This is a genomic window from Streptomyces sp. RK9, from assembly GCF_045070545.1.
In the GTDB taxonomy this organism is placed as follows: Bacteria; Actinomycetota; Actinomycetes; order Streptomycetales; family Streptomycetaceae; genus Streptomyces; species Streptomyces alboflavus.
The window spans coordinates 2,209,604-2,235,794 of record NZ_CP173703.1 but is presented as its reverse complement, the minus strand read 5'-3'; the positions used below and the strand labels follow the sequence as shown (position 1 = coordinate 2,235,794).

The following is a 26,191-nucleotide window of genomic DNA, read 5'->3' as shown; positions in this document are numbered from 1 at the left end:
CGCGTCCGCATCCTGCTCTGGCTGCTCCTGGTGATGGCGGTCGCGCTCGCCGCGGTGGCCGCGACCACCCGCTCGATCCTGCTGCGCGACGTCGACCACCGCGTCGACCGGCTGCTCACCCAGGAGACCGGCGAGTTCACCAACTTCGTGGACCGGGGCGTCGACCCGGACACCGGCGAGCGCTTCACCGACCCGCGCAAGCTGCTCACGGTGTTCCTGGTGCGGCAGTACGCGGACCCCGACGAGGAGCTGATCGGCCTCGTGCGCCGCGAGGGCTCGGACCCGGCGGCGTTCACCCAGCGCCGGGAGCTGTCGGTGAGCCACCCGCTGCACCGTGACCGGGCCGCCCTGCGCGCGATCTTCGAGGCGGACGGGTCCACGGGCACCCTCGACCGCCGCTCCGGCGAGCTGCGCTGGGCGAAGGTCGAGGTGGCCCGGCACGGCGACGAGCCGGAGGCGGCGTTCGTCGTCGCCTTCCACCCGGCCGCCGAACAGGCCAAGGCGGACGACGTGTTCCGCATCCTGCTCGCCATCTCCGGCGTCGCCCTCGTCCTGACGACGGGCATCGCCTGGGCCGTCGCCGGGCGCATCCTCAAACCCGTGCGCCTGGTGCGCACCGCCGCCGCCCAGCTCACCGAGCAGGACCTGACCCGGCGCATCCCCGTGCACGGCAAGGACGACATCGCCACGCTCGCCGACACGTTCAACGGCATGCTGGACCGCCTGGAGCGGGCGTTCGCCGCGCAGCGCGAGTTCGTCGACGACGCCGGGCACGAGCTGCGCACCCCCATCACCATCGTCCGCGGCCACCTGGAGCTGATGGGCGACGACCCGACGGAGCGCGAGGAGACCGTCCGCCTCGTCACCGACGAGCTGGACCGGATGAGCCGCATCGTCGAGGACCTGCTGCTCCTCGCCAAGGCCGAGCGCCCGGACTTCATCCGACCGGAGCCGGTGCAGCTCGCCGAGCTGACCGCCGACGTCTTCGTGAAGGCCCGCGCCCTCGGCGAGCGCCGCTGGGAACTGGCCGAGACCGCCGACCGCGAGGCCCGGCTCGATCCGCAGCGCATCACCCAGGCGATGGTCCAGCTCGCCCAGAACGCCGTGCAGCACACGGTGCCCGGCGGCCTGATCCGCGTCGGCTCGCGCCTGGTGTCCGGGCGGATCGAGCTGTACGTCGCCGACAGCGGCCCCGGCGTCCAGGCGCAGGACGCCGAGGTCATCTTCGAGCGCTTCCGGCGCGGCACGTCCCGGCGCGGGGCCAGGACCAGCGGCGCGGGGCTCGGGCTCTCGATCGTCCGCGCGATCGCCCGCGGCCACCGGGGCGAGGTCGGGCTCCGCCCCACCGAGGGCGGCGGCGCCACATTCGTACTCGTACTGGAGGACCAGACATGAGCCGCGCTGCGGGAACCGGAGGCCGGACGTGAGCCGGGTGCTGATCGTGGAGGACGAGGAGCGCATCGCCTCCTTCGTCGACAAGGGACTGCGGGCCAACGGCTTCACGACGACGATCGTGGGCGACGGCGACGCGGCGTACGACTACGCCCTCACCGGCGGCTTCGACCTGATCCTGCTCGACATCGGGCTGCCGGGCCGGGACGGCTTCACCGTGCTCCGGGAGCTGCGCGAGGCGCGGGTGTCGGCGCCGGTGATCGTGCTGACCGCGCGCGACTCCGTGCGGGACACGGTCGCCGGGCTCGAAGGCGGCGCCGACGACTGGATGACGAAGCCGTTCCGGTTCGAGGAGCTGCTCGCGCGGGTGCGGCTCCGGCTGCGCACGGCGGCGCGGGCGCCCGAGGTGACCGTGTTGCGGAGCGGCGAGGTCACGCTCGACCTGCGCACGCGCAGGGCCCGTTCGGGCGAGCGCACGGTGGACCTGACGGCACGTGAGTTCGTGCTCCTGGAGCTGTTCCTGCGCCACCCCGGGCAGGTGCTCTCACGGGAGCAGATCCTGTCCCACGTGTGGGGCTACGACTTCGACCCGGGGTCGAACATCGTGGACGTGTACGTACGGGCGCTGCGCAAGAAGCTGGGGGCGGAGCGGGTGGAGACGGTGCGGGGCATGGGGTACCGGCTGCCCGGGTGACCTCGGGCGGACCCGGGTGCGGGCCCGCCGGTGAAGTTCCTTTCATCTTCGGCTCATTGGGGACTCACGGCGCACCCGGACGCTGAATGCCGTGACCCTGACCCTGCGGCAAACGATCCTGCTCTGCCTGGCCCTCAGCCTGTGCGCGCTCCTCGTCGTCCCCGGCAACTTCCCCGGCCTGAGCGGTGACGCCCGCCTCACCCTCGCCGTCTTCGCCCTGGCCACCTGCGCCTGGATCGGCACGCCGATCGACGACACGTACATCGCGCTCGGCGCGGGCCTCGCCCTCACCGCCACCGGCGTGATCAGCAGCGACACCCTCTTCGGAACCCTCGGCGACGAGACGGTGTGGCTGCTGATCTGCGCGTTCGTGCTCGCCGCCGCCGTGGCGCGCAGCGGGCTCGCGGGGCGGGCCGCGGCGTTCCTGGTCAGCGGGGCCCGCAGCGTGCGGCAGTTGACGCATCTGACGACCGCCGCGCTCGTCGTCACGGCCTTCGCGGTGCCCGCCACCTCCGGGCGGGCCGCGCTCGCGCTGCCCGTCTTCCTCGCGCTCGCCAAGGTCCTCGCCGACCGCAAGCGGCTCGTGGTGATGCTGGCGCTGCTGTTCCCCACCGTGATCCTGCTGTCCGCCGTCGCGACCCTGATCGGCGCGGGCGCGCACCTGATCACCGTGTCGGTCCTGTGGGAGGCCACCGGCGAACGCGTCGGCTTCACCCAGTGGCTGCTGCTCGGCCTGCCCCTCGCCATAGCGTCCTCGCACCTGGCGGCCGAGGCCGTGCTGTGGACGACGACCCGCCGCGCCGACCGCACCGGCCCCGTCCACATCACCGCCGAGCAGATCCAGGAGCACAGCGAACACCCCGTCACCGGCCCCTGGGAGCCCGCCGAGACGCGCTGCGCCCTGCTCCTCGCCACCGTCGTCGCCCTGTGGTGCAGCGAGCCCCTGCACCAGGTGCCGCCCGCCGTGGTCGCGCTGATCGGCGCGGTCGTCGCGTCCTCGCCCGCGCTCGGCACCGTACGCCTGAAGGACGCCCTGAAGACCGTGCCGTGGGCGCTGCTGCTGTTCATGGCGGCGACGATGGCGATGGGTGTGGCGCTCGCCGACTCGGGGGCGGCGAAGTGGCTGGTGTCGGGGCTTCCCGTCGATCTGCCGCCCGGCCTGTTCCTGGCCGCCGTCATCGTCATCAGCACGGCGGCGCACCTGGTGCTCCAGTCCCGCTCGGCCCGCTCGTCCGTCCTGGTGCCGCTGGTGGTCGCGGCGGCCGTGGGCGCGGGCGTGAACCCGGTCGCGGCGGCGCTCGCGTCCACGGCGGCCGCCGGCTTCTGCCACACGCTGCCCGCGTCCGCGAAGCCGGTGACGCTCTTCGCCGAGATACCCGGCACACCCACCTACACCCCGCGCGACCTGCTGCGCCTGTCCGCCGTCCTGGCGCCCCTGACGGCCGCGCTCGTCCTGCTCTTCGCCCTCGCGGTGTGGCCGCTGCTCGGCGTGCCCGTCGTCCGCTGAGCCCCCTTCGCCTTCCCCCGTCCACGCCACTCAAGGAGTACGTCCATGCCCCTCACCCGTTTCGCCGTCGCGCCCAGCGGCTTCAAGGAGTCCCTGTCCGCCCAGTCCGTGGCGGAGGCCATCGCCGCCGGGGTGCGGCGCGTCGTGCCGGACGCGGAGATCGACCTGATCCCGCTGGTCGACGGCGGCGAGGGCACCGCGCAGGCGCTGGCCGCCGCGACCGGGGGCCGACTGGTGGCGCTGCCCGCGACGGGCCCCGTGGGCGAGCGCATCGGCACCCACTTCGCGCTCCTCGGCTCCGGCACCGCCGTCGTCGAGATGGCCGCGGCGGCCGGCCTCAGCCTGGTCCCGCGGGACCTGCGCGACCCGGGCGCCACCACCACGTACGGCGTGGGCGAGCTGATCCGCGCCGCCCTCGACGCCGGTGCCCGGCGCATCCTGGTGGGCTGCGGCGACTCGGGCACGTCGGACGGGGGCGCGGGGGCGTTGCAGGCCCTCGGCGCCCGGCTCCTGGACGAGGACGGCTGGGAACTGCCGCGCGGCGGCCGTGAGCTGATGCGGCTGCACCACATCGACAGCAGCGGCCTCGACCCGCGCCTCGCGGACACCGAGCTGCTCGTCGCCTGCAACCCGCACAACGTCCTGTGCGGCGAGCGCGGCGTGGCCCGCGTCTTCGGCCCGCAGAAGGGCGCGACCCCCGCCCAGGTCGAGCAGCTCGCGGCGGGCCTCGAACACTGGGCGTACGTCCTGACCCGCGACCTGAAGGTCACGACCGACCTCTACAACGGCGTCGGGACCGGCGCCTCCGGAGGCCTCGGCGCGGGGCTCGCCGCGCTCGGCGCCGAGCTCCTGCCCCGCTTCGACGTGCTCCTGGACCATCTGGACCTGGACGCCCGCCTCGCCCGCGCCGACCTGGTCGTCACCGCGGAGGGCGCCCTCGACCACCAGACTCCGCGCGGCAAGGTCCCGGCCGAGGTGGCCCGGCGCGCCAAGCGGTTCGGGCGGCCCGTCCTGGTGCTCGCGGGCACCATCGGGGACGGGGCGCACGCGGTGCGCGATCTTGGTGTGGACGCCTACAGCGCGATCCTGCCCGCCCCGGTGTCGCTCCCGGAGGCCCTGAGCCGGGGCGGCGAGTTCCTGACGGACGCGACGGAGCGCGCCCTGCGCATGATCGTCCTGGGGTCCCGGCTGCGCCGTCAGGCGGCCGTGGCCTCGGCGGCGGCATCGGTACCGGTGTCCGGCACGCAACGCCCGTCCTCCGTGCGGTAGTTCCAGCGCGCCCCGTCGGCCACCAGTTCGCGGACGGCGCGCACGAAGCGCTCCACGTGCTCGTCGGGGGTGCCCGCGCCGAAGCTCACCCGGATCGCGTTCAGGGACCGCTCGCCCGGCGCGGCCTCGGGGGCGCCGCACTCGCCGGGCTCGTCGGGGGCGCCGCCGAGCAGGGTGCGCACGAGGGGGTGGGCGCAGAAGAGGCCGTCGCGCACCCCGATGCCGTACTCGGCGGACAGGGCGGCCGCGAAGTGCGAGCTGTTCCAGCCGTCGACGACGAAGGAGATGACGCCCACGCGCGGCGCGTCGTCCCCGAACAGGGAGAGCACCCGCACCTGCGGCACCGCGGCGAGCCCCTCGGTGACCGTCGCGATCAGCTGCCGCTCCCGCGCCACCAGCGCGTCGAACCCGGCCTCCTGAAGGGCCTTGCAGGCGGAGGCGATGGAGTAGGCGCCGATGACGTTGGGCGATCCTGCCTCGTGCCGGGCGGCCGTGTCGTGCCACTCGACGTCCACTCCCCCGTCGGCGCGCCGCGCGACCTTCCGCGAGGCGCCGCCGCCGGCGAGGTACGGCTCGGCCGCCTGGAGCCAGTCGGCCCGCCCGGCGAGCACTCCGGAGCCGAAGGGCGCGTACAGCTTGTGCCCGGAGAAGGCGATCCAGTCGACGTCCAGCTCCCGTACGTCCACGGGGTGGTGGGGCGCCAGCTGGGCGGCGTCGAGGACGATGCGGGCGCCGTGCGCGTGCGCGGCGGCGGCCAGCTCGCGCACCGGCCACAGCTCGCCGGTGACGTTCGAGGCGCCGGTGACGCACACCAGGGCGGGCCCGTAGGGGTCGCGGTCGGCGAGGGCGCGCTCCAGGGTGTGGACGGCCTCGTCGTGGGTGCGCGGGGCGTCGAGGTAGGTGACGCGGGCGTCGCGCCAGGGCAGCAGCGAGGCGTGGTGCTCGGTCTCGAAGACGAAGACCTGGCAGTCGGCGGGCAGGGCGGCGGCGAGCAGGTTCAGGGAGTCGGTGGTCGACCGCGTGAACACCACCTGGTCGCCCTCGCGGCAGCCCAGGAACTCGGCGACGGTCTTCCGCGCGTTCTCGAACAGGTCGGTCGACAGCTGCGACAGGTATCCGGCGCCGCGGTGCACGCTCCCGTAGTACGGCGCGTACGCGGCCACGTCGTCCCAGACCCGCTGCAGGGCCGGGGCGCTGGCGGCGTAGTCGAGCGCGGCGTAGGTCACCTCGCCGCCGGTGACGAGGGGGACGGTGACGTCGCGGCCGAGGACGGGCAGCGGGGCACAGACGGAGGGGTCGGCGGCGACAGTGGTGGCAGACATGGCGAACTCCCGTGACAGGTAAGCGAATTCGCTGCGCGACGCGCGTACGGGGGTACGGCGGCGACCGGCTCAGCGATGAAGGAGGAGAGGTGCGAAAAGGTGCGCGGAAGAGGGGCGTCGACGCCCTATCGCATTCGCTTGCTCACGAGACTGCTCCCTTGAGGACCAGGACCCCAGGGTTCAAGAGGGGTCCGCGCTTGCGGCGAACCTTGCTGTCCACCGCCTGGTCTTCACCCGGGGCACCCCGCCACGGACGGAGGGTTGCCGGACAGCGGGCCGGGGCCGTAGTCGCTGTCACTCATGACCTGCCCAGCATCCTGCCACACGATCTTGGACCCGCAACACAGCAGTCCAGAATCCGGACTGCGACGTACACCACACAGCCCCTGGAAGGGGCGCGGGGAACTGCGCGCTCAGCGCGAGAAAAGCCGCAGACGCGTCTGCTCAGTACTCGGCAGACGCGTCTGCGGCTTCGCTGTGGCTGGTCGCGCAGTTCCCCGCGCCCCTTCCAGGAGCTCAGCTGTTGCTCGCCGCCACCCAGCGCGCCAGCGCACCCTTCGCCGCCCCGGAGTCGATGGCCTCGGCCGCCTTGGCCATCCCCGTCCTGATCTGCCCCGCCAGGGCCCCCTCGCCCGGCGACAGGGCGACCAGCGCCGCCGCGGCGTTGAGCAGCACAGCGTCCCGCACGGGCCCCGTCTCCCCGTCCAGAAGCCGCCGCGCGACCTCCGCGTTGTACGAGGCGTCGGCGCCCCGCAGGGCCTCGACCGGGACCAGGTCGATGCCGACGTCCCGGGGGTCGAAGGCCTCCTCGTGGACGCCCCCGTCCCGGACCACCCACACCCGCGAGGTGGCCGTGGTCGTCAGCTCGTCGAGCCCGTCGTCCCCGCGGAAGACGAGCGCCGACGAGCCGCGCTCGGCGAGGACGCCGGCGAGGATCGGCGCCATCCGCGCGTCGGCGACGCCGGTGGCCTGGGCCCGCACCTTGGCCGGGTTGGTGAGCGGGCCGAGGAAGTTGAACGTGGTCCGGATGCCCAGCTCGCGCCGCGCGGGCGCCACGTGCCGCAGCGCGGGGTGGAACTTCACCGCGAAGCAGAAGGTGATCCCGGCCTCCTCGGCTACCTCCCGCACCCGTCTGGGGGTCAGCTCCAGGTTCACGCCGAGCTTCTCCAGGACGTCGGAGGCGCCGCTCGCGGAGGACGCCGCGCGGTTGCCGTGCTTGACGACCTTCGCACCGGTCCCGGCGACGACGATCGCCGACATGGTGGAGATGTTCACGGTCTTGGCGCCGTCGCCGCCGGTGCCGACGATGTCGACGCTCGGCCCGGGCACGTCGATGGTGTGGGCGTGCTCGTACATCGTGCGGACCAGGCCGGAGATCTCCTCGACGGTCTCGCCCTTGGCGCGCAGCGCCACCGCGAAGCCCGCGATCTGCGCGTCCGTGGCCTCGCCGCTCATGATGCGGTCCATGGCCCAGGCCGTGTCGTCCGCGCTCTGGTCGCGCCCGTCGAGCAGCCCGTTCAGTACGTCGGGCCAGGAACGGGCCGCCGCGGTGTCGCCTCCTGCGGGGGTCACAGCGCTCATGGCCGCTCCTGGGTTCGTAGACGAAGACATCCCAAGCTCTTGGGGTGGGTCCACCCTATCCAGCCCACAGGACGGCAAAGAGCCCCGTCCATGCACTGGACGGGGCTCCTGCCGTGGCGACCTTCGGGTCAGCGCCTGGTGGCGCTCAGGTGATCAGTGGTGGCCGTGGCCGCTCGTGATCTCCTTGTACTCCTCCGCGGTGGGCTTCGGGATCTGGCTGTCCTCGCCGTAGTAGCTCTTGGAGAGCTTCGCCCGCAGCTTCTGCGGACCCTTGACCTTGCGCTCCACGCCGTTCTCGTCGACCGTCGGGCCGAGTTCGAGCGGCTGGTACTGCTCGTGCGCGGTCAGGGTGTGCAGCTGCTCCTTGTTGAGCGGCTCGTGCACCTCGATGAACTCACCGTGCGGCAGGCGCTTGATGATGCCGGACTCGCGTCCGTGCAGCACCTTGTCCTTGTCGCGGCGCTGGAGGCCGAGGCAGATCCGCTTGGTGACGATGAACGCGATGACCGGTCCGGCGAAGAAGAAGATCCGGACGAACCAGGTGATCGAGTTGATCGACAGGTGGAAGTGCGTGGCCCACAGGTCGTTTCCACCACCGACGAGCAGGACGAAGTACCAGGTCATCCAGGCCACACCGAAGGCGGTGCGGGTCGGGGCGTTGCGCGGGCGGTCCAGGATGTGGTGCTCGCGCTTGTCCCCGGTGATCCAGGCCTCGATGAACGGGTACACCGCGATGGCCACCAGGACCAGCGGGAAGATGATCAACGGGATGAACACACCCAGGACGAGCGTGTGACCCCAGAGGTTGATCTCCCAGCCCGGCATGACACGGATCAGGCCTTCGGAGAAGCCCATGTACCAGTCGGGCTGGGCGCCGGTGGACACCTGGTCCGGCCGGTACGGGCCGAGAGCCCAGATCGGGTTGATCGTGGCGATCGCCGAGACGGCCGCGATGACACCGAAGACCAGGAAGAAGAAGCCTCCGGCCTTGGCCATGTAGACCGGGAGCAGCGGCATGCCGACGACGTTCTTGTTGGTCTTGCCGGGGCCCGCGAACTGCGTGTGCTTGTGGTAGAAGACCAGGATCAGGTGCGCCACCACGAGCCCGAGCATGATGCCCGGCAACAGCAGGATGTGGACCGAGTAGAACCGCGCCACGAAGTCGCCGCCGGGGAACTCCCCGCCGAACAGGAACATCGAGAGGTACGTTCCGACGATCGGCACCGACAGGACGGCGCCCTGCATGAAGCGGACACCTGTTCCCGACAACAGGTCGTCCGGCAGCGAGTATCCGGTGAAGCCGGTGAACATGCCGAGGACGAACAGCAGGAAGCCGAACAGCCAGTTGACCTCGCGCGGCTTGCGGAAGGCGCCCGTGAAGAAGACGCGCATCATGTGCACGAACATCGCCGCGAGGAAGATCAGCGCCGCCCAGTGGTGGATCTGCCGGATCAGCAGACCACCGCGCACATCGAAGGAGATGTGCATGGTCGAGTTGAACGCCTCGGACATCAGCTGGCCCTGCAGGGGCACGTAGCTGCCGTGGTACTCCACCTCGTTCATCGACGGGTGGAAGAACAGCGTCAGGTACACACCCGTGAGGATGATGATGATGAAGCTGTAGAGGCAGATCTCACCGAGCATGAAGGACCAGTGGTCCGGGAAGATCTTGCGCATGTTGGCCTTGGCCAGGGAGTAGATCCCCAGCCGGCCGTCGGCCCAGTCGGCGACCCGCTCACCCGCGGGCGCCTTCTTGCGTGAGTCGGCGGCAGGGGCCTCTGTCGCCGTGGTGTTCTCGGTGCTCATCCGCGCTCCCAGAAGGCAGGACCGACGGGCTCTTCGAAGTCGCCGTGCGCCTCGAGGTAGCCCTCCTCGTTCACGCCGATCTTCAACTGCGGAAGGGCGTGACCGGCGGGGCCGAAGATGACTCGGGCGCCGTCGGAGAGGTCGAAGGTGGACTGGTGGCACGGGCAGAGAGCGTGGTGCGTCTGCTGCTCGTACAGGGAGATCGGGCAGCCCACGTGGGTGCAGATCTTGGAATACGCGACGACGCCCTCGTGCGACCACTCCAGCTCGCGCTTGTCCTTGATGTTGTCCGGCTGGATCCGGACGATCATCAGGGCCGCCTTGGCGATCTGGGTCTGGAAGTCGTGGTCGTGCTCCTCCAGGCCCTCGGGCTTGGCGAAGGTGAGCGAACCGACCTGGACGTCCGAGGGGCGCAGCGGCTCGTTCGTGTTCATGTTCACGAGCAGCTTGCCCTTGGACCACAGGGTGTGCCGGAGCTTGTCCTCCGGCAGCGGACCGAGGTCACGCAGCAGGACGACACCGGACAGCGGGACCATGGCGAGGGCGCCGAACATGGTGTTGCGGATCAGCTTGCGCCGCCCGAGCTGGGACTCCTTCGCGCCCGCCGCGAAGTCGGCCATGACCTTGGCCTTGACCTCGGGCTCGGCCTCGATGGGGTGCCGGTCGTCGGCGACCTCCACGTCGGACATCAGGGTGCGGGCCCAGTGGACCGCGCCCGCGCCGATGCAGAAGAGGGCCACGCCGAGGGTCATGCCCAGGGAGAAGTTGAGCGCGCTGATGTGGCCGATGGGCCAGATGTAGACGCTCTTGTCGACCGGGAAGGCCACGAACGAGGCGATGAAGGCCACGGTGGCCAGCATCGAGATCGTGAACAGGAGCGCGACCGTGCGCTCGGAGCGCCGGGCGGCCTGCTCGTCGATGTCCTGGACGCGGTGCTCGTGGGGCGGCAGCCCCGGGTCCGCGAACGGGTCGGCCTCGTCGGCCACGGCTACCGCGCCGTGGGCGGATTCCTGCTCGCTGGGCAGGTTCTCTTCTGGATTCTCTTGGCTACTCATGACTTCTTGGCCTTTGCGGTCCGGGCGGCGACCCACACGGCGACCGCGATCAGCGCGCCGAGGCCGAAGATCCAGGCGAACAGGCCTTCACTGACCGGTCCGAGACCGCCCAGCTTGAGGCCGCCGGGGCTCTCGGTCTTCTCACCGTTGACCGCGTCGAGGTACGCGATGATGTCCTTCTTGGCCTTCTCCGGCATCGTCGTGTCGGGGAAGGACGGCATGTTCTGCGGGCCCGTCTGCATGGCCTCGTAGATGTGCTTGGGGCTGACGCCCTCAAGGCTCGGTGCGTACTTGCCGTGCGTCAACGCGCCGCCTTCACCAGTGAAGTTGTGGCACTGGGCGCAGTTGGTACGGAACAGTTCGCCGCCCTTGGCGATGTCGGCGCCCTCGGGGCTGACCTGCTTCTCGGTGGGGATGTTCGGTCCCGCGCCGAGCGAGGCGATGTACGCGGCGAGCTGGTCGATCTGAGCCTGGCTGTAGATGACCTTCTTCTTGGGCGCCTGGGCGCCCTGCTGCTGGAGCGGCATCCGGCCGGTGCCGACCTGGAAGTCGACAGCGGCGGCGCCCACGCCCACCAGGCTCGGGCCGTCGGAACTGCCCTGACCGCCGGTTCCGTGGCAGCTGGAGCAGCCAACGGCATAGAGCTTCTTGCCCTCGTCGATGGCGAGGGACTGAGCGGTTTCGTCGGCCTGCGCCTTGTCCGCCGGCGCGAACGCGGCGTACAGCCCCCCGGTGGCCGCCAGCGCGAGGAGTAGGACGACGACCGCCGCCAGCGGATGGCGTCGTCGTGCGGAGAGCTTTTTCACGGATTACCCCGGTGTCAGGATCTTCTGCGTCGATGCTTCTGGAATGTGTCGGTACGTCGGGTGCGTCAGCGCGGCCGAGGGCCGCCGCGGTCCCCGCTACCGTCTACTTGATCATGTAGATCGTGGCGAAGAGGCCGATCCAGACGACATCGACGAAGTGCCAGTAGTAGGACACGACGATGGCGGCGGTCGCCTGCTCGTGGGTGAACCTCCTGGCCGCGTAGGTGCGGCCCAGGACCAGCAGGAAGGCGATCAGGCCGCCTGTCACATGCAGTCCGTGGAAGCCGGTGGTCAGGTAGAACACCGAGCCGTACGGGTCGGACGAGAGCGAGAGGCCCTCGTGCTTGACCAGCTCCGTGTACTCGAAGACCTGACCGCCGATGAAGATCGCACCCATGATGAAGGTGACGATGAACCACATCCGGAGCTTCTTCACATCACCGCGCTCGGCGGCGAAAACGCCGAGCTGGCAGGTGAGGGAGGAGAGCACCAGGATCGTGGTGTTCGTCGCCGAGAACGGGAAGTTCAGGCTCGACGCCATTTCCTTCCAGTGATCGGGACCCGTAACCGATCGCAGGGTGAAGTACATCGCGAAGAGGGCCGCGAAGAACATCAGCTCGGAACTCAGCCAGATGATGGTTCCGACGCTGGTGAGGTTCGGTCGATTGACCGGCGGGTGCGCGTGCCCGGTATCTACTGTCGTTGCTGTCGCCACGACCGACATTATGTCGGTCGCTTATCCCGCCCTCACCCCGGGGGGTGCCGTTCGGAGTGTCTGTGGGGTGTGTCCTGCCCGGATGGCCCATCGGAGCGGCGTCCGAAGCGCTGTTGACGGGGTGTCGGGAGGAGTAGCATCCGCGCGAGATGCCCTCGACCAAGCGGAGGAACCATGCAGCCGACCGCCACGGTGCTGGTCTACAGCGACAACGCGAACACCCGTGAGCAGGTCCGCCTGGCCACCGGACGCCGGCCGGCCAGCGATGTCCCAGAAGTCCGCTTCATCGAGTGCGCGACGCTGCCCGCGGTCCTCGCCGAGCTCGAACGGGGCGGGATCGACGCCTGCGTCCTTGACGGCGAGGCCGTTCCGGCGGGCGGCATGGGCGTGTGCAGGCAGATCAAGGACGAGATCTTCCAGGCCCCGCCGGTGCTCCTGCTCATCGGGCGCCCGCAGGACGCCTGGCTGGCCACCTGGAGCCGCGCGGAGGCCGCGGTGACCCTTCCGGTCGACCCGGTCGAGTTCGCGGCCTCACTGGCCGCCCTGCTGCGTGACAGGACAGCGCTGAGCGCCTGACGGGGCCCTGCGGGGCCGGCGGGACTCAGACCGACTGAGGGCGCAGTCTCGCCACGTCCGCGGGCTCGGGGCCCTCCTTGGCGCCGCCGAGGAGGGCACTGCCCTCGACCCACTTCTTCCAGCTCACGTTCCAGTCGCCGAATCCGTTCCCGAACGGGTCCATGTCGGCGCCGTAACTGTTGACGACCTTCACGATGTCACCCTGACGGACGGTCTCGTAGAACCACGCGGCGTTGCCGGTGCTCATGCCGGTGCAGCCGTGGCTGGTGTTCGCGTTGCCCTGGGAGCCCACCGACCAGGGGGCGGCGTGCACGTACTCGCCGCTGTCGGTGACCCTGGTCGCGTAGTAGACCATCTTGTCGTAGAAGTCCGACGCGCCGATGCTGGCGCTGGTCATGCGGACCGCGTACTCCTTGCCCAGGACCACCTTGATGCCGTTGCGGGTGGCATAACCGGGCTTGCCGGTGGTGACCGGCATGGAGTTGATCTCCTCGCCGTTGCGGTAGACGGTCATCCAGTGCGAGCCCGCGTCCGTCACGGCCACGATCTTGTCGCCGGTGGTGAACCGCAGCGGCTTGGTCCCCGCGCCCCAGAGTCTGTCGGTGACCTTGATGCCTTCGAGGTTGCTGGTGACGTCGACGGTGGCGTCGGTGGGCCAGTAGTCCTTGGGGCGGTAGTGCAGCGTCTGGCTGTCCACCCAGTGCCAGGCGCCCTCCGTGGCGGGCTGCGAGCGCACCTTCAGGGCGCGTTCGACGATGCCCCTGGCCTCCTTGCCCTTGACCTTGGCGCTGAGCTTGGCGGTGACGGGCTGGCCGACGCCGTACTTGCCCGCCACGGGGCCGAGGGTGACCTTCAGCTGCTTCTTCTTGGCGGCCTTGTCGGTGGCGAAGTTCAGGACCTTGCGGCCCGGTGAGCCCTCGTCGTCCTCGGTGCTCACCCGCACGGTGTAGTCGGCGCCCGCCGCGAGGGGCGCGGTGCTGTGCCACCGGGAGCCGTCGGCGGTCAGCTCGCCCGCCACGTACCTGCCCATGGCGTCGGTGGCCGTCACGTCGGTGATGCGGCCCTCGTCGCCCTCCGCGGTGATCTCCAGCGGCTTGTCGGGGTCGGCCTTCTGGCTGCCCGCGGGGCCGTTGAACGCGATCTGGCTCGCCGCGTCGTACGGCTTGGCCGAGAGCGGATGGCCGTCGCTGCCGCAGGCCGTGGCCCCCGCACCGAGGGCGACCACCAGCATCGTGCAGCTCAGTACCGTGCGGATTCGCGGTGAGTGTCTCATGAGCACACGCTATGAAGATTCGTCAGCACCGGCGCGCCGAGTGACCCGTACGAGTTCCGCCGAAAGACCGAGTGGGCGAACGGCCGAGGGGCCCGGACCCTCCTGAGGGAGGGTCCGGGCCCCTCGGGACCGCTGGTGCGGGAGAACTACTGGTTCTGGTTCTCGCCGCGGTAGTACTCGAAGACCCAGCCCCACAGTCCGATGAGGAGCAGCGGAGCGGAGAAGTACAGCAGCCACCAGCCGAAGACGACGCCCATGAAGGCGAGCGCGCCACCGACGGCCAGGGAGAGCGGCTGCCAGCTGTGCGGGCTGAAGAAGCCCACTTCGCCGGCCTCGTCCGCGACGTCGGCCTCGGTGTTGTCCTGTGCGGAGGCGTCGACACGCCGGGCCGTGAAGGCCAGGTAGTAGCCGATCATGATGCACAGGCCGAAGGCCAGGAAGAGCGCGGTGGTACCGGCGGGCTCCTTCGACCACCAGCCATAGACGATCGCCATGGCCAGTACGAAGACGCTCAGCCAGATGAACATCTTGCCTTGGACCTTCACTTGCCGGCCTCCTTGCCGCCAGCGAGAGCCTTCTCGCCGTGACCGGCGTTCTCGAGCTGGTCGAGAGCGGCGATCTCCGGGTGGTGCAGGTCGAACGCCGGGGATTCGCTACGAATACGCGGCAACGTGAGGAAGTTGTGCCGCGGCGGCGGGCAGGACGTGGCCCACTCCAGCGAGCGGCCGTAGCCCCACGGGTCGTCGACCTCGATCTTCTTGCCGTACTTGGCCGTCTTCCAGATGTTGTAGAAGAACGGCAGGATCGACAGGCCGAGCAGGAACGAGGCGATCGTCGAGATCGTGTTCAGGGCGGTGAAGCCGTCCGCGTCCAGGTAGTCCGCGTACCGGCGCGGCATGCCCTCGGCACCCAGCCAGTGCTGGACGAGGAACGTGCCGTGGAAGCCGATGAACAGCGTCCAGAACGTGATCTTGCCGAGCCGCTCGTCGAGCATCTTGCCGGTGAACTTGGGCCACCAGAAGTGGAATCCGGCGAACATCGCGAACACCACGGTGCCGAAGACGACGTAGTGGAAGTGCGCGACCACGAAGTACGAGTCCGACACGTGGAAGTCCATCGGCGGCGAGGCCAGGATGACACCCGTCAGACCACCGAAGGTGAAGGTGATCAGGAAGCCGATCGCCCAGAGCATCGGGGTCTCGAAGGACAAGGACCCCTTCCACATCGTTCCGATCCAGTTGAAGAACTTCACGCCTGTTGGCACGGCGATCAAGAACGTCATGAAGGAGAAGAACGGTAGGAGTACGCCGCCTGTGACGTACATGTGGTGCGCCCACACCGTCACCGAAAGACCGGCGATGGCGATGGTCGCGCCGATGAGACCCATGTAGCCGAACATCGGCTTGCGCGAGAACACCGGGATGACTTCGGAAATGATTCCGAAGAATGGTAGGGCGATGATGTACACCTCTGGATGGCCGAAGAACCAGAAGAGGTGTTGCCACAGCAAGGCCCCGCCATTGGCGGCGTCGAAGATATGGGCACCGAATTTGCGGTCCGCCTCCAGGGCGAACAGCGCGGCGGCCAGAACCGGGAAGGCGAGCAGCACCAGCACGGCGGTGAGGAGCACGTTCCACACGAAGATCGGCATGCGGAACATCGTCATGCCGGGGGCGCGCATGCAGATGATGGTGGTGATGAAGTTGACCGAGCCGAGGATCGTGCCGAAGCCGGAGAAGGCCAGACCCATGATCCACATGTCGGCGCCGATGCCGGGCGACCGGACCGCGTCCGAGAGCGGCGAGTAAGCGAACCAACCGAAGTCTGCGGCGCCGTTCGGGGTGAGGAAGCCGCCGACGGCGATCAGCGAGCCGAACAGGTACAGCCAGTAGGCGAACATGTTCAGGCGCGGGAACGCGACGTCGGGCGCGCCGATCTGGAGCGGCATGATCCAGTTCGCGAAGCCCGCGAACAGCGGCGTCGCGAACATCAGCAGCATGATCGTGCCGTGCATCGTGAACGCCTGGTTGAACTGCTCGTTCGACATGATCTGCGTACCCGGGCGGGCGAGCTCGGCGCGCATGAAGAGCGCCATGACGCCGCCGATGCAGAAGAACGCGAACGACGTGACCAGATAGAGCGTGCCGATCGTCTTGTGGTCAGTGGTGGTCAGCCACTTGATGACGACGTTTCCCGGCTGCTTGCGCCTGACCGGCAGCTCGTCCTCGTACGAGTCGGCTGCTGCCGCGGCACCCTGGGGTTCGTTGAGGATGCTCACAGGTTGTTCGTCTCCCGGTTCTTCTCGTGGCCCGTCTGCTCGATGCCGGCCGGGATGTAACCGGTCTGGTTCTTCTTCGCGAGGTCCTCGAGGTGCTTCTGGTAGCGCTCGGGAGAGACGACCTTGACGTTGAAGAGCATCCGGGAGTGGTCGACGCCGCAGAGCTCGGCGCACTTGCCCATGAAGGTGCCCTCCTTGTTCGGAGTGACCTCGAAGGCATTGGTGTGACCCGGGATGACGTCCTGCTTCATCAGGAACGGAACCACCCAGAAGGAGTGGATGACGTCACGCGAAGTCAGTACGAAGCGGACCTTCTCGCCCTTGGGGAGCCAGAGGGTCGGGCCGGGGTTGCCGTTCTGCGGGTTCCGCTCGCCGGGCGTACCGACCTGGTAGACGCCGCCGGCGTTGGCCGGGAAGTCCTTGCGGAACCGGTCCGGAATGGCGTCCAGTTCCTTGGCGGTCCTGGCGTTGTCCTTGTTGGAGCCCTTCACGTTCTCGATGTAGTTGAAGCCCCAGCTCCACTGGAAGCCGACCACGTTGATGGTGTGGGCGGGCTTGTCGTCGAGCTTGAGGAGCTTGGACTCATCGCGAGCCGTGAAGTAGAAGAGCACCGAGACGATGATGAGCGGGACCACCGTGTACAGCGCCTCGATGGGCATGTTGTAACGCGTCTGCGGAGGGACCTCCACCTTGGTGCGGCTGCGCCGGTGGAAGATGATGCTCCACACGATCAGGCCCCAGACCAGCACGCCCGTGGCGAGCGCAGCCGCCCACGAGCCCTGCCAGAGGGAGAGGATCCGCGGAGCCTCCTCCGTGACCGGGGTCGGCATACCAAGGCGGGGAAAGTCCTTGTATGTGCAACCGGTGGCGGTTACCAGGACCAGGCCCGCAGTCAATGCCTGCAGCAGCTTCCGCCGCATCGGGCGCCGCGGCGAGCGGTCGGAGCCGTTGGGACTCACGTAGCGCCTTCCCGAGAGTCTCGCCCGCGCTGTTGGCTGCGGCCTTCTCGGTGGTCGGTCGCCGCCCTGCGTCGGGCAGGGGTTTGGATGTTTATGCGGACCAAACCCTACTGGACGCTATTTGGGGTCGCGCGGGGAGGGTGCCTAACGCGCCGCGGGTCACCCTGAAGAGGTGGGATGGCCCGCCGTCGGCCGGTATCTGACGGAGGGTTGGGGCGCCTCTCAGCTCGGGGCTGAGCCTTTGTTCGGCGGCTGCGGGTCCGCTGTGGCCGGTCGCGCAGTTCCCCGCGCCCCTTGAGGCGGGCCCGCTCACCGCAGGCCTTAGCGTGACCGTGTGGCCTACTTCGACGCTGCTTCCGCTGCCCCGCTCCATCCCATCGCCCGCCAGGCGCTGATGGCCTCTCTCGACGAGGGGTGGGCCGATCCGGCGCGGTTGTACCGGGAGGGGCGGCGGGCCCGGATGCTGCTCGACGCGGCGCGGGAGGCCGCCGCCGAGGCCGTGGGGTGCCGGGCGGACGAGCTGGTGTTCACTCCATCGGGGACCCGGGCGCTGCACGACGGCGTCGCGGGGGCCCTCGCCGGACGGCGTCGGGTGGGACGGCATCTGGTGGTGTCCGCCGTCGAACACTCGGCCGTACTCCATTCGGCCGCGGCGCACGAGGCGGCGGGCGGGGCGGTGACCGAGGTCGGCGTGGACCGGGCGGGCGCGGTGACGGCGGCGGCGTACGCGGAGGCGCTGCGCGAGGACACGGCGCTGGCGTGTCTGCAGTCCGCCAACCACGAGGTCGGCACCGAGCAGCCGGTGGCCGAGGTCGCCGAGGTCTGCCGGGCGGCCGGGGTGCCGCTGCTCGTGGACGCCGCGCAGTCGCTGCCGTGGGGCGCGGTGGACGGCGGCTGGTCGCTGCTCGCCGCCAGTGCGCACAAGTGGGGCGGGCCCGCCGGAGTGGGGCTGCTCGTGGTGCGCAAGGGGGTGCGGTTCGCGCCGCGGGGGCCGGTGGACGAGCGGGAGTCGGGGCGCTCCCCCGGCTTCGAGAACATTCCGGCGATCGTGGCGGCCGCGGCGGCGCTGCGGGCGGTGCGCGCCGAGGCCGCCGCGGAGGCGGCGCGGCTGCGGGAGCTGACGGAGCGGATCCGGGCGCGGGTGCCGGCCCTGGTACCGGATGTGGAGGTCGTGGGCGATCCGGTGCGGCGCCTGCCCCACCTCGTCACCTTCTCCTGTCTCTATGTCGACGGGGAGAGCCTGCTGCACGAGCTGGACCGGGCCGGCTTCTCGGTGTCGTCCGGCTCGTCCTGTACGAGCAGCACGCTGACGCCGAGCCATGTGCTCACGGCCATGGGGGTGGTGAGCGAGGGCAATGTGCGGGTGTCGCTGCCGCCGGGCACCGAGGACGCCGAGGTCGAGCGGTTCCTTGAGGTGCTGCCGGGCGCCGTGGCCGGGGTGCGCGAGAAGCTGGGCGCGCCGGTCGGTGTCACCGCGGCGGGCACCCTGGACGAGCTGACCGTCGACGCGCTGGGCGAGCGCTGCCCGCTGCCCGTGATCGAGCTGGCGAAGGCGCTGCCCCGGGTCCGGGTCGGCGGCACGGTCACCGTTCTGTCGGACGACGAGGTCGCGGCCGTGGACATCCCGGCGTGGTGCTGGACGCAGGAGCAGGAGTACGTCGGGGCGCGGGAGCGGGCGGACGGGGTGGCCTACGAGGTGCGGCGGCTGGTGTGAGCCGGGGCTTCGGGCGCGGCCCGATGGGGGTCCGCGGTGCGGCCGGGTGCGGGGCCGGTCGGCGCCCGCACCCGGCGGCACGGTCACGGCAGGTGGACCTTGACCTCGGCGGCGGCCTCGTCGCCGTACTGCTTGGTGAAGCGCTCCATGAACTGGACGCGCTGCAGCTCGTACTCCTGGGTGCCGGTGGTCTCGATCACCAGGGTGGCGAGCATGCAGCCGACCTGGGCGGCGCGCTCGTGCGAGACGCCCCAGGCCAGGCCGGAGAGGAAGCCGGCGCGGAAGGCGTCGCCGACGCCCGTCGGGTCGGCCTTGGCCTTCTCCTCGGGCACGCCGACCTCGATCGGGTCCTCGCCGACGGCCTCGATGCGCACGCCGTTCGCGCCGAGGGTGGTCACGCGGTGGCCGACCTTGGCGAGGATCTCGGCGTCGGTCCAGCCGGTCTTGGACTCGATGAGCCCCTTCTCGTACTCGTTGGAGAAGAGGTAGGTCGCGCCCTCCAGGAGGGTGCTGATGTCGTCGCCGCTCATGCGGGCGATCTGCTGGGAGAAGTCCGCGGCGAACGGGATCTGGCGGGTGCGGCACTCCTCGGTGTGGCGGAGCATCGCCTCCGGGTCGTCGGCGCCGATCAGGACCAGGTCGAGGCCGCCGACGCGGTCGGCGACCGTCTTCAGCTCGATGAGGCGGGCCTCGCTCATCGCGCCGGTGTAGAAGGAGCCGATCTGGTTGTGGTCGGCGTCCGTGGTGCACACGAAGCGGGCGGTGTGCAGGGTCTCGGAGATACGGACCGAGGCGGTGTCCACCCCGTGCCGGTCGAGCCAGGCGCGGTACTCGTCGAAGTCGGCGCCGGCGGCGCCGACGATGACGGGGCCGGTGCCGAGCTGGCCCATGCCGAAGCAGATGTTCGCGGCGACGCCGCCGCGGCGGACGTCTAGGGCATCGACCAGGAAGGAGAGGGAGACCGTGTGCAGCTGGTCGGCGACCAGCTGGTCGGCGAAACGGCCGGGGAAGGTCATGAGGTGGTCGGTGGCGATGGAGCCGGTGACTGCGATTCGCACGGCGAGAAGCTCCTGCGGCGAGGCGAGGGGTTGACGGTTAACGCTATCCGGTCGAACACCCAACATAGAACTGGCCAAAAATACCCAATAGTAGGTCTTTCTTCTTCGCCGTAGCGGTGCATACGGTTCCGTTATGGCCGTCATCCCGAAGCACAGCGTTCCGCAGCACTCCGCCGAAGCCGTGGAGGTGTCGCGCGCCGAGACCCTGGAGACGCTGCGCGGCGACTGCGCCCGTATGGCCCCGCACTGGGTGGTGCCCGCCGTGGCGGCCGCGCCGGTGTCGGCGTCGCTGATCCACGGGGTCACGGTCCCGGCCGCGTCCGCCCGCGTCATCGACCGGATGCCGGAGTACGGCAACTGAGACCGGGGCCGGGGCCCCGACACCGGCCGCGCCGCCCGGCGCGCGCTGAGGGAACCGTGCGCTCCCCCGCCGCGTCCCACCGCTGTCCCCTTCAGAGGGGATGCGTTGTACGCCGAAACCTCATGGGTGGGGTTTCTGCGACCAGGGACGGCTTGGCGTTCTAAGGAGCGATGCGGTGAGCAGCGAGCAGACGCAGGACGGACAACGGCGGCGGTCCCCGCTGATGGTCGCCTCGGTCGCGGCCGCGGTGCTGCTCGCGGGCGGCGGCGGGGCGTATCTGGCGACGGTGTCGTCCGACGGCGACGAGGGCCGCGACGCGGCCACGGGTGACGGTGGCGCGCCGCCGCCGCTCACCCTCGACGCGTACACGGGCGACCGCGACGGCCGGAGCAGCCAGGGCCCCGACGGCAGCACCGAAGGCATCGCGCCGGGCGAGCCCGACCCGAACGGCGCGACGTACAAGGCCGTGGGCGAGCTGCCCGACGGGCCGGACTCGGCGGCCGTGCACCAGGTGCGCGGCGACGTCCCGCGCGACCGGGTGGACCGGCTCGCCAAGGCCCTCGGCGTCTCCGGCTCCCCGGTCACGCGCGACGGCGCCTGGTGGATCGGCCCCTCGAACGACGGCGCGGGCCCCTCGCTGCGGGTGAGCAAGGCGGCGCCCGGCGCCTGGACGTACACCCGGCACGCGACCCCTGGCGGCGACAACTGCCTGAAGGGCAAGCGGTGTCCGGGCACGGGCACCGGCCCGGATTCGAGCACCGGCACCGGGCCCGCCGACCGTCCCGCCGACGACTCCGGCGGCGCCGTCGGCGAGGCCGCCGCGAAGAAGGCGGCTGCCCCCGTCCTGAAGGCCGTCGGCCTGGACGACGCGAAGCTCGACGCGCGCCAGCTCATGGGGGCGGTGCGGGTGGTGAACGCCGACCCGAAGGTGGGCGGCCTGCCGACGTACGGCTGGTCGACGGGCGTCCAGGTCGGCGCCGACGGCCAAGTGGTCGGCGGCAGCGGGCACTTGACCGAGCCGGAGAAGGGGGCGACGTACCCCGTCGTGGGCGCGGACAAGGCGCTCGACCTGCTGAACAAGTCCGGCCGGGGCGACGGGCGCGGGGGCATCGGCGGCTGTGCGCGGCCGGTTCCGCACGGGGACGGCGACGACGCGTCCAAGGACAAGGGGGACAAGGACAAGGGCGCCGACGCACCCAAGGACCAGGGCGCCGACGGCGTGGCGCCTGGCGAGCCCGCCCCCGGCAAGAACGCCCCGTGCCCGCCCTCCCCCAAGCCGCCGACACCGCAGCCGATCACGGTCGAGGACGCCGAGTTCGGGCTCGCGGCGCAGTTCGTGGACGGGCGGACCGCGCTCGTGCCGTCGTGGCTGTTCGCGGTGAAGCCCGCGGGCGCGCCGGAGGCCTACACGGTGACGCACCCCGCGGTGGACCCCAAGTACCTGCGGGCGCCGGGCGATTCCGGCACCGTCGGCCCTCCTGAGGGGCCGACCGTCCGGCCCGGCGACCCGGACACCCGTACCGAGGACGTGAAGGTCGAGGGCTACAGCACGGCGGGCCGGACCCTGACGCTGCACTTCACGGACGGGGTGTGCAGCACGTTCGCGGCCTCGGCGCAGGAGCGCGGCGGGCAGGTCGAGGTGGAGGTCACCTCGACCACGAAGGAGGGCACGGTGTGCGTCGCGATGGCGCGGTCCTACGTCCTGTCGGTGAAGCTGGACGCGCCGCTCGGCGACCGGAAGGTCGTGTCCGAGGACGGCAAGGCGGTGCCCCGCGACGACGGCACGCGCAAGGGCACTCCGGCACCCCAGAAGTAGCGCCCGCGCCGGGCAGGACGAAGTCCGGGCACGACGAAGGCGGCGGCTCCCGTGGAGGGGGCCGCCGCCTTCGTACGCTCTGCCTGGTCACCGCCCGCACGAGGCGGACGCGGACCGGCCTAGCTGAACGAGTCGCCGCAGGCGCAGGAGCCGGTGGCGTTCGGGTTGTCGATCGTGAAGCCCTGCTTCTCGATGGTGTCGACGAAGTCGATGGAGGCACCGCCCAGGTACGGAGCGCTCATGCGGTCGGTGACGACCTTCACGCTGCCGAACTCCTTGACGACGTCGCCGTCCAGCGAGCGCTCGTCGAAGAAGAGCTGGTACCGCAGGCCCGAGCAGCCACCGGGCTGAACGGCCACGCGCAGCGCCAGGTCGTCCCGGCCTTCCTGGTCAAGGAGGGCCTTGACCTTCTCCGCGGCGGCGTCGGACAGGAGGATGCCGTCGCTCACGGTGGTGGTCTCGTCCGATACGGACATCTGCTTCTCTCCCGGGTTGTACGGAGACTGCTTGCCGACGGTTGCAACCGGCGGAGCGGCGTGTTCATTCCCATGCTCGCACACGGGGCCGCACGGGGGATGCGTCACATCGACACTATGGCCATCGTCAAACTGACGTGAAGCAGTTATGATAGATAGCGTCAATTCGACGAAAAGGATCCGTGGTGCCGACCTCCGGCCCACTTCGGTCCCGGCCCCGGCCGCGACCATCACAGAAGAAAGGGTGTGTGTCGTGACCACCGCCCAGACCACCGTGGACCGCTCCGAGCTCGACGTACAGCCGACCCCGCTCGCCCTGCTGCTGCTCGGCCGCGAGGCCGACCCCCGGAGCGAGCGCGGCGTGGAGTGCCCCGGCGATCTGCCCTCGCCCTCGGACCCCGGCCTGGTGGAGCGCGCCCGCGCCGCCAAGGAGCGGCTCGGCGACAAGGTCTTCGTGCTCGGCCACCACTACCAGCGCGACGAGGTCATCCAGTTCGCCGACGTCACCGGCGACTCCTTCAAGCTGGCCAAGGACGCGGCCGCCCGCCCGGAGGCCGAGTACATCGTCTTCTGCGGTGTGCACTTCATGGCCGAGTCCGCGGACATCCTGACCGGCGACGAGCAGAAGGTCGTGCTCCCCGACCTGGCCGCGGGCTGTTCGATGGCCGACATGGCGACGGCCGAGCAGGTCGCCGAGTGCTGGGACGCGCTGACCGAGGCCGGCATCGCCGAGCGGGTCGTGCCCGTCTCGTACATGAACTCCTCGGCCGACATCAAGGCGTTCACGGGCAAGCACGGCGGCACGATCTGTACGTCGTCGAACGCCAAGCGCGCCCTGGAGTGGGCCTTCGAGCAGGGCGAGCAGGTGCTCTTCCTGCCCGACCAGCACCTCGGCCGCAACACCGCCGTGCGCGACATGGGCATGTCCCTGGAGGACTGCGTCGTCTACAACCCTCACAAGCCGAACGGCGGCCTGACCGCCGAGCAGCTGCGGAACGCGAAGATGATCCTGTGGCGCGGGCACTGCTCGGTGCACGGGCGCTTCTCGCTGGAGTCGGTCGAGGACGTGCGGGCCCGCATCCCCGGCGTGAACGTGCTCGTCCACCCGGAGTGCAAGCACGAGGTCGTGGCCGCCGCGGACTACGTGGGCTCGACCGAGCACATCATCAAGACCCTGGAGGCGGCCCCGGCGGGGTCGAAGTGGGCGATAGGCACCGAGCTGAACCTCGTGCGGCGGCTCGCGAACCGCTTCGCCGCCGAGGACAAGGAGATCGTCTTCCTCGACAAGACGGTCTGCTTCTGCTCGACCATGAACCGCATCGACCTGCCGCACCTGGTGTGGACCCTGGAGTCCCTCGCCGACGGCAAGCTCGTCAACCGCATCGAGGTCGACCGCGAGACCGAGCAGTTCGCGAAGCTCGCCCTGGAGCGGATGCTGGCGCTGCCGTAGCCCTCTCCCCGCACACCGGTGAGGGACTACTCGCCCCGCGGCCGGACCAGGCCCGACTCGTAGGCGATGACGACGAGTTGGGCCCGGTCGCGGGCGCCGAGCTTGGCCATCGCGCGGTTCACATGGGTCTTCACCGTGAGCGGGCTGACCTCCAGGCGTTCGGCGATCTCGTCGTTCGAGTGGCCGCCCGCGACCTGCACCAGGACCTCGCGCTCCCGTCCGGTGAGCGCGTCCAGGCGCTCGCTGCGGGCGGGCGCGTCCCCGTCGGAGCCCTCGCCCTGCGCGAGGAACCGGGCGATCAGGCCCTTCGTCGCCGTGGGCGAGAGCAGCGCCTCGCCCGCCGCCGCGATCCGGATGGCGCCGAGCAGTTCGTCCGGCTCCGCGCCCTTGCCCAGGAAGCCCGACGCCCCCGCCCGCAGCGACTGCACGACGTACTCGTCGACCTCGAAGGTGGTCAGCATCACCACACGTACGTGGGACATCGCCGGGTCGTCGCTGATCATCCGGGTCGCGGCCAGGCCGTCGGTGCCGGGCATGCGGATGTCCATCAGAACGACGTCGGCCGACTCGGACTTCGCGAGCCGCACCGCCTGCGCGCCGTCGGACGCCTCGCCGACGACCTCCATGTCGGGCTCGGAGTCGACGAGGACCTTGAACGCGCTGCGCAACAGCGCCTGGTCATCGGCGAGCAGCACCCGGATCGTCACGCGGTAGTCCCTCCCTTGACCGGGGTCTGACCCCGGTCGCCCTGTTTCGCGGTCGTGACGGGCAGGATCGCATGTACCCGGAAACCACCTCCGTAGCGGGGCCCCGCGCTGCACCTCCCGCCGAGGGCACTCACGCGCTCACGCATGCCGAGGAGGCCGTGCCCGCCGCCGCGGTCCGGGTCGTCGGCGGCCTGGGCGTCCTCACCGGCGCCGTCGTCCAGGACGGTGACCTCCAGGTTCGGCCCCACGCGCACGACGCTGACCTCCGCCTTGGCGTGCTCCCCCGCGTGCTTCTGCACATTGGTGAGGGCTTCCTGGATGATCCGGTACGCGGCCAGGTCGACGGCGGCCGGGGGCGACAGGTCGGCGTCGCCGCGGGCCACGTCCACGGGCAGGCCCGCGTTGCGGAAGGTGTCGACGAGGTCGTCGAGGCGGCCGAGGCCCGGCGCCGGTTCGGTGGGGGCCTCCGGGTCGCCGGTCTGGCGCAACAGGCCGACGGTGGCACGCAGTTCGCCGAGCGCGGAGCGGCTGGCGTCGCGGACGTGCGCGAGGGCCTCCTTGGCCTGGTCGGGCCGCTTGTCCATGACGTGGGCTGCGACCCCGGCCTGCACGTTGACCAGGGCGATGTGGTGGGCGACCACATCGTGCAGATCGCGGGCGATGCGCAGCCGCTCCTCCGCGACCCGGCGCCTGGCCTCCTCCTCGCGGGTGCGTTCGGCGCGCTCGGCCCGCTCCCTGATGGCGTCGATGAAGGCGCGGCGGCTGCGGACGGCGTCACCGGCGGCCGCGGCCATGCCGGTCCAGGCGAAGATGCCGAGGTTCTCCTGGGCGTACCAGGGCAGCGGGCCCGCCAGCATGGCGACGCCGGTGAGGCCCGTCATGGTGACCAGGCCGATGCGCCAGGTGGTGGGGCGGTTGGTGGTGGCGGCGACCGTGTACAGGGCGATGACGGCGCACATCACGACGGGGGCGCGCGGGCCGCTGGTCACCAGTTCCACGATGGAGAAGCCGCAGCTGGCCGCGAGCACCGTCCAGGGGGCGCGGCGGCGGAAGACCAGCGTTGCGGCGCCCGCTCCCATGAGGGTGAGGCTCAGATTGCCCGGGGCGTGGACGTTCCAGGTGGAGCCGTGCTCTCCATAGGGCTCGGCGAAGGAGCCGATGACCATGCAGACGAGGGCGACGGCGGCAAGGATCGCGTCGACGGCCAACGGGTGCGTTCTGGCCCAGCCGCGGCACCGCTCAAAGTTGGTCACGTACTAAACGGTACGGCGCCGCTCAGACGGAGGGAACGGAAAGGGGGTTCCCTGGACGGGCGTTGACGCATCCCCTTGACGCGCCCGACCGGGCTCGGCCACGACCGGCCGCGCCCGCCCTCC

23 protein-coding genes and 1 riboswitch are annotated in these 26,191 nt (G+C 70.7%); of the genes, 9 read left to right on the top strand and 14 right to left on the bottom strand.

Annotated features, from left to right (window positions below; all coding sequences use genetic code 11):
- Positions 1 to 33 precede the first annotated feature (33 nt).
- From AB6L24_RS08875 to AB6L24_RS08860, 4 genes are all read left to right on the top strand, one after another.
- Positions 34 to 1,395 (top strand): ATP-binding protein, encoded by a 1,362-nt coding sequence (locus AB6L24_RS08875; RefSeq protein WP_405657101.1) that lies wholly within the window; start codon positions 34 to 36, stop codon positions 1,393 to 1,395.
- Between the two features lie 28 nt (positions 1,396 to 1,423).
- Entirely contained in the window at positions 1,424 to 2,086 is a 663-nt protein-coding gene (locus AB6L24_RS08870) for a response regulator transcription factor (RefSeq protein ID WP_087883754.1), read from the top strand.
- 91 nt (positions 2,087 to 2,177) lie between these two features.
- Positions 2,178 to 3,593: an SLC13 family permease gene (locus tag AB6L24_RS08865; RefSeq protein ID WP_087883755.1), complete on the top strand. Its 1,416-nt coding sequence runs from the start codon at positions 2,178 to 2,180 to the stop codon at positions 3,591 to 3,593.
- 45 nt (positions 3,594 to 3,638) lie between these two features.
- Positions 3,639 to 4,862, top strand: a complete 1,224-nt coding sequence (locus AB6L24_RS08860; RefSeq protein ID WP_405653937.1) for a glycerate kinase — start codon at positions 3,639 to 3,641, stop codon at positions 4,860 to 4,862.
- Here AB6L24_RS08860 and AB6L24_RS08855 read toward each other — a convergent pair.
- The 6 genes from AB6L24_RS08855 to AB6L24_RS08830 form a co-directional block, all read right to left on the bottom strand.
- Positions 4,790 to 6,184 carry an aminotransferase class V-fold PLP-dependent enzyme gene (locus AB6L24_RS08855; RefSeq protein ID WP_405653935.1) on the bottom strand — a complete coding sequence of 465 codons (1,395 nt, stop codon included), beginning with the start codon at positions 6,182 to 6,184 and terminating at the stop codon, positions 4,790 to 4,792. The genes AB6L24_RS08860 and AB6L24_RS08855 overlap by 73 nt on opposite strands.
- Positions 6,185 to 6,372: 188 nt before the next feature.
- Positions 6,373 to 6,490, bottom strand: a riboswitch (SAM riboswitch).
- Between the two features lie 210 nt (positions 6,491 to 6,700).
- A complete protein-coding gene (gene trpD, locus AB6L24_RS08850) occupies positions 6,701 to 7,765 on the bottom strand; it encodes an anthranilate phosphoribosyltransferase (protein WP_405653933.1) in 1,065 nt (354 codons plus the stop codon).
- A gap of 153 nt (positions 7,766 to 7,918) precedes the next feature.
- Entirely contained in the window at positions 7,919 to 9,571 is a 1,653-nt protein-coding gene (locus AB6L24_RS08845) for a cytochrome bc complex cytochrome b subunit (protein WP_405653931.1), read from the bottom strand.
- Positions 9,568 to 10,626, bottom strand: coding sequence for a Rieske 2Fe-2S domain-containing protein (locus AB6L24_RS08840; protein ID WP_380852001.1), 1,059 nt, complete (start codon positions 10,624 to 10,626; stop codon positions 9,568 to 9,570). Before AB6L24_RS08840 ends, AB6L24_RS08845 begins: the two co-directional genes overlap by 4 nt.
- Positions 10,623 to 11,432, bottom strand: coding sequence for a c-type cytochrome (locus AB6L24_RS08835; RefSeq protein ID WP_030360899.1), 810 nt, complete (start codon positions 11,430 to 11,432; stop codon positions 10,623 to 10,625). Before AB6L24_RS08835 ends, AB6L24_RS08840 begins: the two co-directional genes overlap by 4 nt.
- Positions 11,433 to 11,535: 103 nt before the next feature.
- Positions 11,536 to 12,156 (bottom strand): heme-copper oxidase subunit III, encoded by a 621-nt coding sequence (locus tag AB6L24_RS08830; protein ID WP_030360900.1) that lies wholly within the window; start codon positions 12,154 to 12,156, stop codon positions 11,536 to 11,538.
- 165 nt (positions 12,157 to 12,321) lie between these two features.
- On the opposite strand from AB6L24_RS08830, the gene AB6L24_RS08825 reads away from it, so the two are divergent.
- The gene (locus tag AB6L24_RS08825; RefSeq protein WP_030360901.1) at positions 12,322 to 12,723 is read left to right on the top strand and encodes a hypothetical protein; all 402 of its coding nucleotides are present in this window, start codon (positions 12,322 to 12,324) and stop codon (positions 12,721 to 12,723) included.
- Between the two features lie 25 nt (positions 12,724 to 12,748).
- On the opposite strand, the gene AB6L24_RS08820 is transcribed toward AB6L24_RS08825, so the two are convergent.
- The 4 genes from AB6L24_RS08820 to coxB form a co-directional block, all read right to left on the bottom strand.
- Positions 12,749 to 13,996 carry an Ig-like domain-containing protein gene (locus AB6L24_RS08820; RefSeq protein WP_405653928.1) on the bottom strand — a complete coding sequence of 416 codons (1,248 nt, stop codon included), beginning with the start codon at positions 13,994 to 13,996 and terminating at the stop codon, positions 12,749 to 12,751.
- Positions 13,997 to 14,142: 146 nt separating this feature from the next.
- Positions 14,143 to 14,541, bottom strand: a complete 399-nt coding sequence (locus AB6L24_RS08815; RefSeq protein ID WP_405653926.1) for a cytochrome c oxidase subunit 4 — start codon at positions 14,539 to 14,541, stop codon at positions 14,143 to 14,145.
- Positions 14,538 to 16,274 (bottom strand): cytochrome c oxidase subunit I, encoded by a 1,737-nt coding sequence (ctaD, locus tag AB6L24_RS08810; RefSeq protein WP_087883761.1) that lies wholly within the window; start codon positions 16,272 to 16,274, stop codon positions 14,538 to 14,540. Before ctaD ends, AB6L24_RS08815 begins: the two co-directional genes overlap by 4 nt.
- Positions 16,271 to 17,233, bottom strand: a complete 963-nt coding sequence (coxB, locus tag AB6L24_RS08805) for a cytochrome c oxidase subunit II (RefSeq protein WP_030360905.1) — start codon at positions 17,231 to 17,233, stop codon at positions 16,271 to 16,273. Before coxB ends, ctaD begins: the two co-directional genes overlap by 4 nt.
- Before the next feature lie 334 nt (positions 17,234 to 17,567).
- Here coxB and AB6L24_RS08800 point away from each other — a divergent pair, with 334 nt between their 5' ends.
- On the top strand, positions 17,568 to 18,947 hold the full coding sequence (locus tag AB6L24_RS08800; protein ID WP_405653923.1) for a cysteine desulfurase/sulfurtransferase TusA family protein: 1,380 nt from the start codon (positions 17,568 to 17,570) through the stop codon (positions 18,945 to 18,947).
- Between the two features lie 83 nt (positions 18,948 to 19,030).
- Here the strand turns inward: AB6L24_RS08800 and AB6L24_RS08795 are convergent, their stop codons facing one another.
- Entirely contained in the window at positions 19,031 to 20,005 is a 975-nt protein-coding gene (locus AB6L24_RS08795) for a carbohydrate kinase family protein (RefSeq protein ID WP_380852011.1), read from the bottom strand.
- 133 nt (positions 20,006 to 20,138) lie between these two features.
- On the opposite strand from AB6L24_RS08795, the gene AB6L24_RS08790 reads away from it, so the two are divergent.
- A complete protein-coding gene (locus tag AB6L24_RS08790) occupies positions 20,139 to 20,366 on the top strand; it encodes a hypothetical protein (protein ID WP_405653921.1) in 228 nt (75 codons plus the stop codon).
- A 175-nt stretch (positions 20,367 to 20,541) separates the two neighbouring features.
- The gene (locus AB6L24_RS08785; RefSeq protein ID WP_405653919.1) at positions 20,542 to 22,182 is read left to right on the top strand and encodes a hypothetical protein; all 1,641 of its coding nucleotides are present in this window, start codon (positions 20,542 to 20,544) and stop codon (positions 22,180 to 22,182) included.
- A 119-nt stretch (positions 22,183 to 22,301) separates the two neighbouring features.
- Here AB6L24_RS08785 and AB6L24_RS08780 read toward each other — a convergent pair whose 3' ends face one another.
- Positions 22,302 to 22,658 (bottom strand): iron-sulfur cluster assembly accessory protein, encoded by a 357-nt coding sequence (locus AB6L24_RS08780; protein ID WP_030360910.1) that lies wholly within the window; start codon positions 22,656 to 22,658, stop codon positions 22,302 to 22,304.
- 253 nt (positions 22,659 to 22,911) lie between these two features.
- On the opposite strand from AB6L24_RS08780, the gene nadA reads away from it, so the two are divergent.
- On the top strand, positions 22,912 to 24,108 hold the full coding sequence (gene nadA / locus AB6L24_RS08775) for a quinolinate synthase NadA (RefSeq protein WP_087883764.1): 1,197 nt from the start codon (positions 22,912 to 22,914) through the stop codon (positions 24,106 to 24,108).
- Positions 24,109 to 24,134: 26 nt separating this feature from the next.
- On the opposite strand, the gene AB6L24_RS08770 is transcribed toward nadA, so the two are convergent.
- Both AB6L24_RS08770 and AB6L24_RS08765 read right to left on the bottom strand, forming a co-directional pair.
- Entirely contained in the window at positions 24,135 to 24,815 is a 681-nt protein-coding gene (locus AB6L24_RS08770; RefSeq protein ID WP_289951812.1) for a response regulator transcription factor, read from the bottom strand.
- Entirely contained in the window at positions 24,812 to 26,068 is a 1,257-nt protein-coding gene (locus tag AB6L24_RS08765) for a sensor histidine kinase (RefSeq protein WP_405653916.1), read from the bottom strand. Before AB6L24_RS08765 ends, AB6L24_RS08770 begins: the two co-directional genes overlap by 4 nt.
- Positions 26,069 to 26,191: the final 123 nt, after the last annotated feature.

Bases quoted from the DNA above. Each gene is read 5' to 3' on its own strand.
- trpD (WP_405653933.1), bottom strand. From the start codon at position 7,765: ATGAGCGCTGTGACCCCCGCAGGAGGCGACACCGCGGCGGCCCGTTCC.
- AB6L24_RS08780 (WP_030360910.1), bottom strand. From the start codon at position 22,658: ATGTCCGTATCGGACGAGACCACCACCGTGAGCGACGGCATCCTCCTG.
- AB6L24_RS08825 (WP_030360901.1), top strand. From the start codon at position 12,322: ATGCAGCCGACCGCCACGGTGCTGGTCTACAGCGACAACGCGAACACC.
- AB6L24_RS08830 (WP_030360900.1), bottom strand. From the start codon at position 12,156: ATGTCGGTCGTGGCGACAGCAACGACAGTAGATACCGGGCACGCGCAC.
- AB6L24_RS08860 (WP_405653937.1), top strand. From the start codon at position 3,639: ATGCCCCTCACCCGTTTCGCCGTCGCGCCCAGCGGCTTCAAGGAGTCC.
- AB6L24_RS08855 (WP_405653935.1), bottom strand. From the start codon at position 6,184: ATGTCTGCCACCACTGTCGCCGCCGACCCCTCCGTCTGTGCCCCGCTG.
- AB6L24_RS08845 (WP_405653931.1), bottom strand. From the start codon at position 9,571: ATGAGCACCGAGAACACCACGGCGACAGAGGCCCCTGCCGCCGACTCA.
- AB6L24_RS08840 (WP_380852001.1), bottom strand. From the start codon at position 10,626: ATGAGTAGCCAAGAGAATCCAGAAGAGAACCTGCCCAGCGAGCAGGAA.
- AB6L24_RS08875 (WP_405657101.1), top strand. From the start codon at position 34: ATGGCGGTCGCGCTCGCCGCGGTGGCCGCGACCACCCGCTCGATCCTG.
- AB6L24_RS08820 (WP_405653928.1), bottom strand. From the start codon at position 13,996: ATGAGACACTCACCGCGAATCCGCACGGTACTGAGCTGCACGATGCTG.
- AB6L24_RS08790 (WP_405653921.1), top strand. From the start codon at position 20,139: ATGGCCGTCATCCCGAAGCACAGCGTTCCGCAGCACTCCGCCGAAGCC.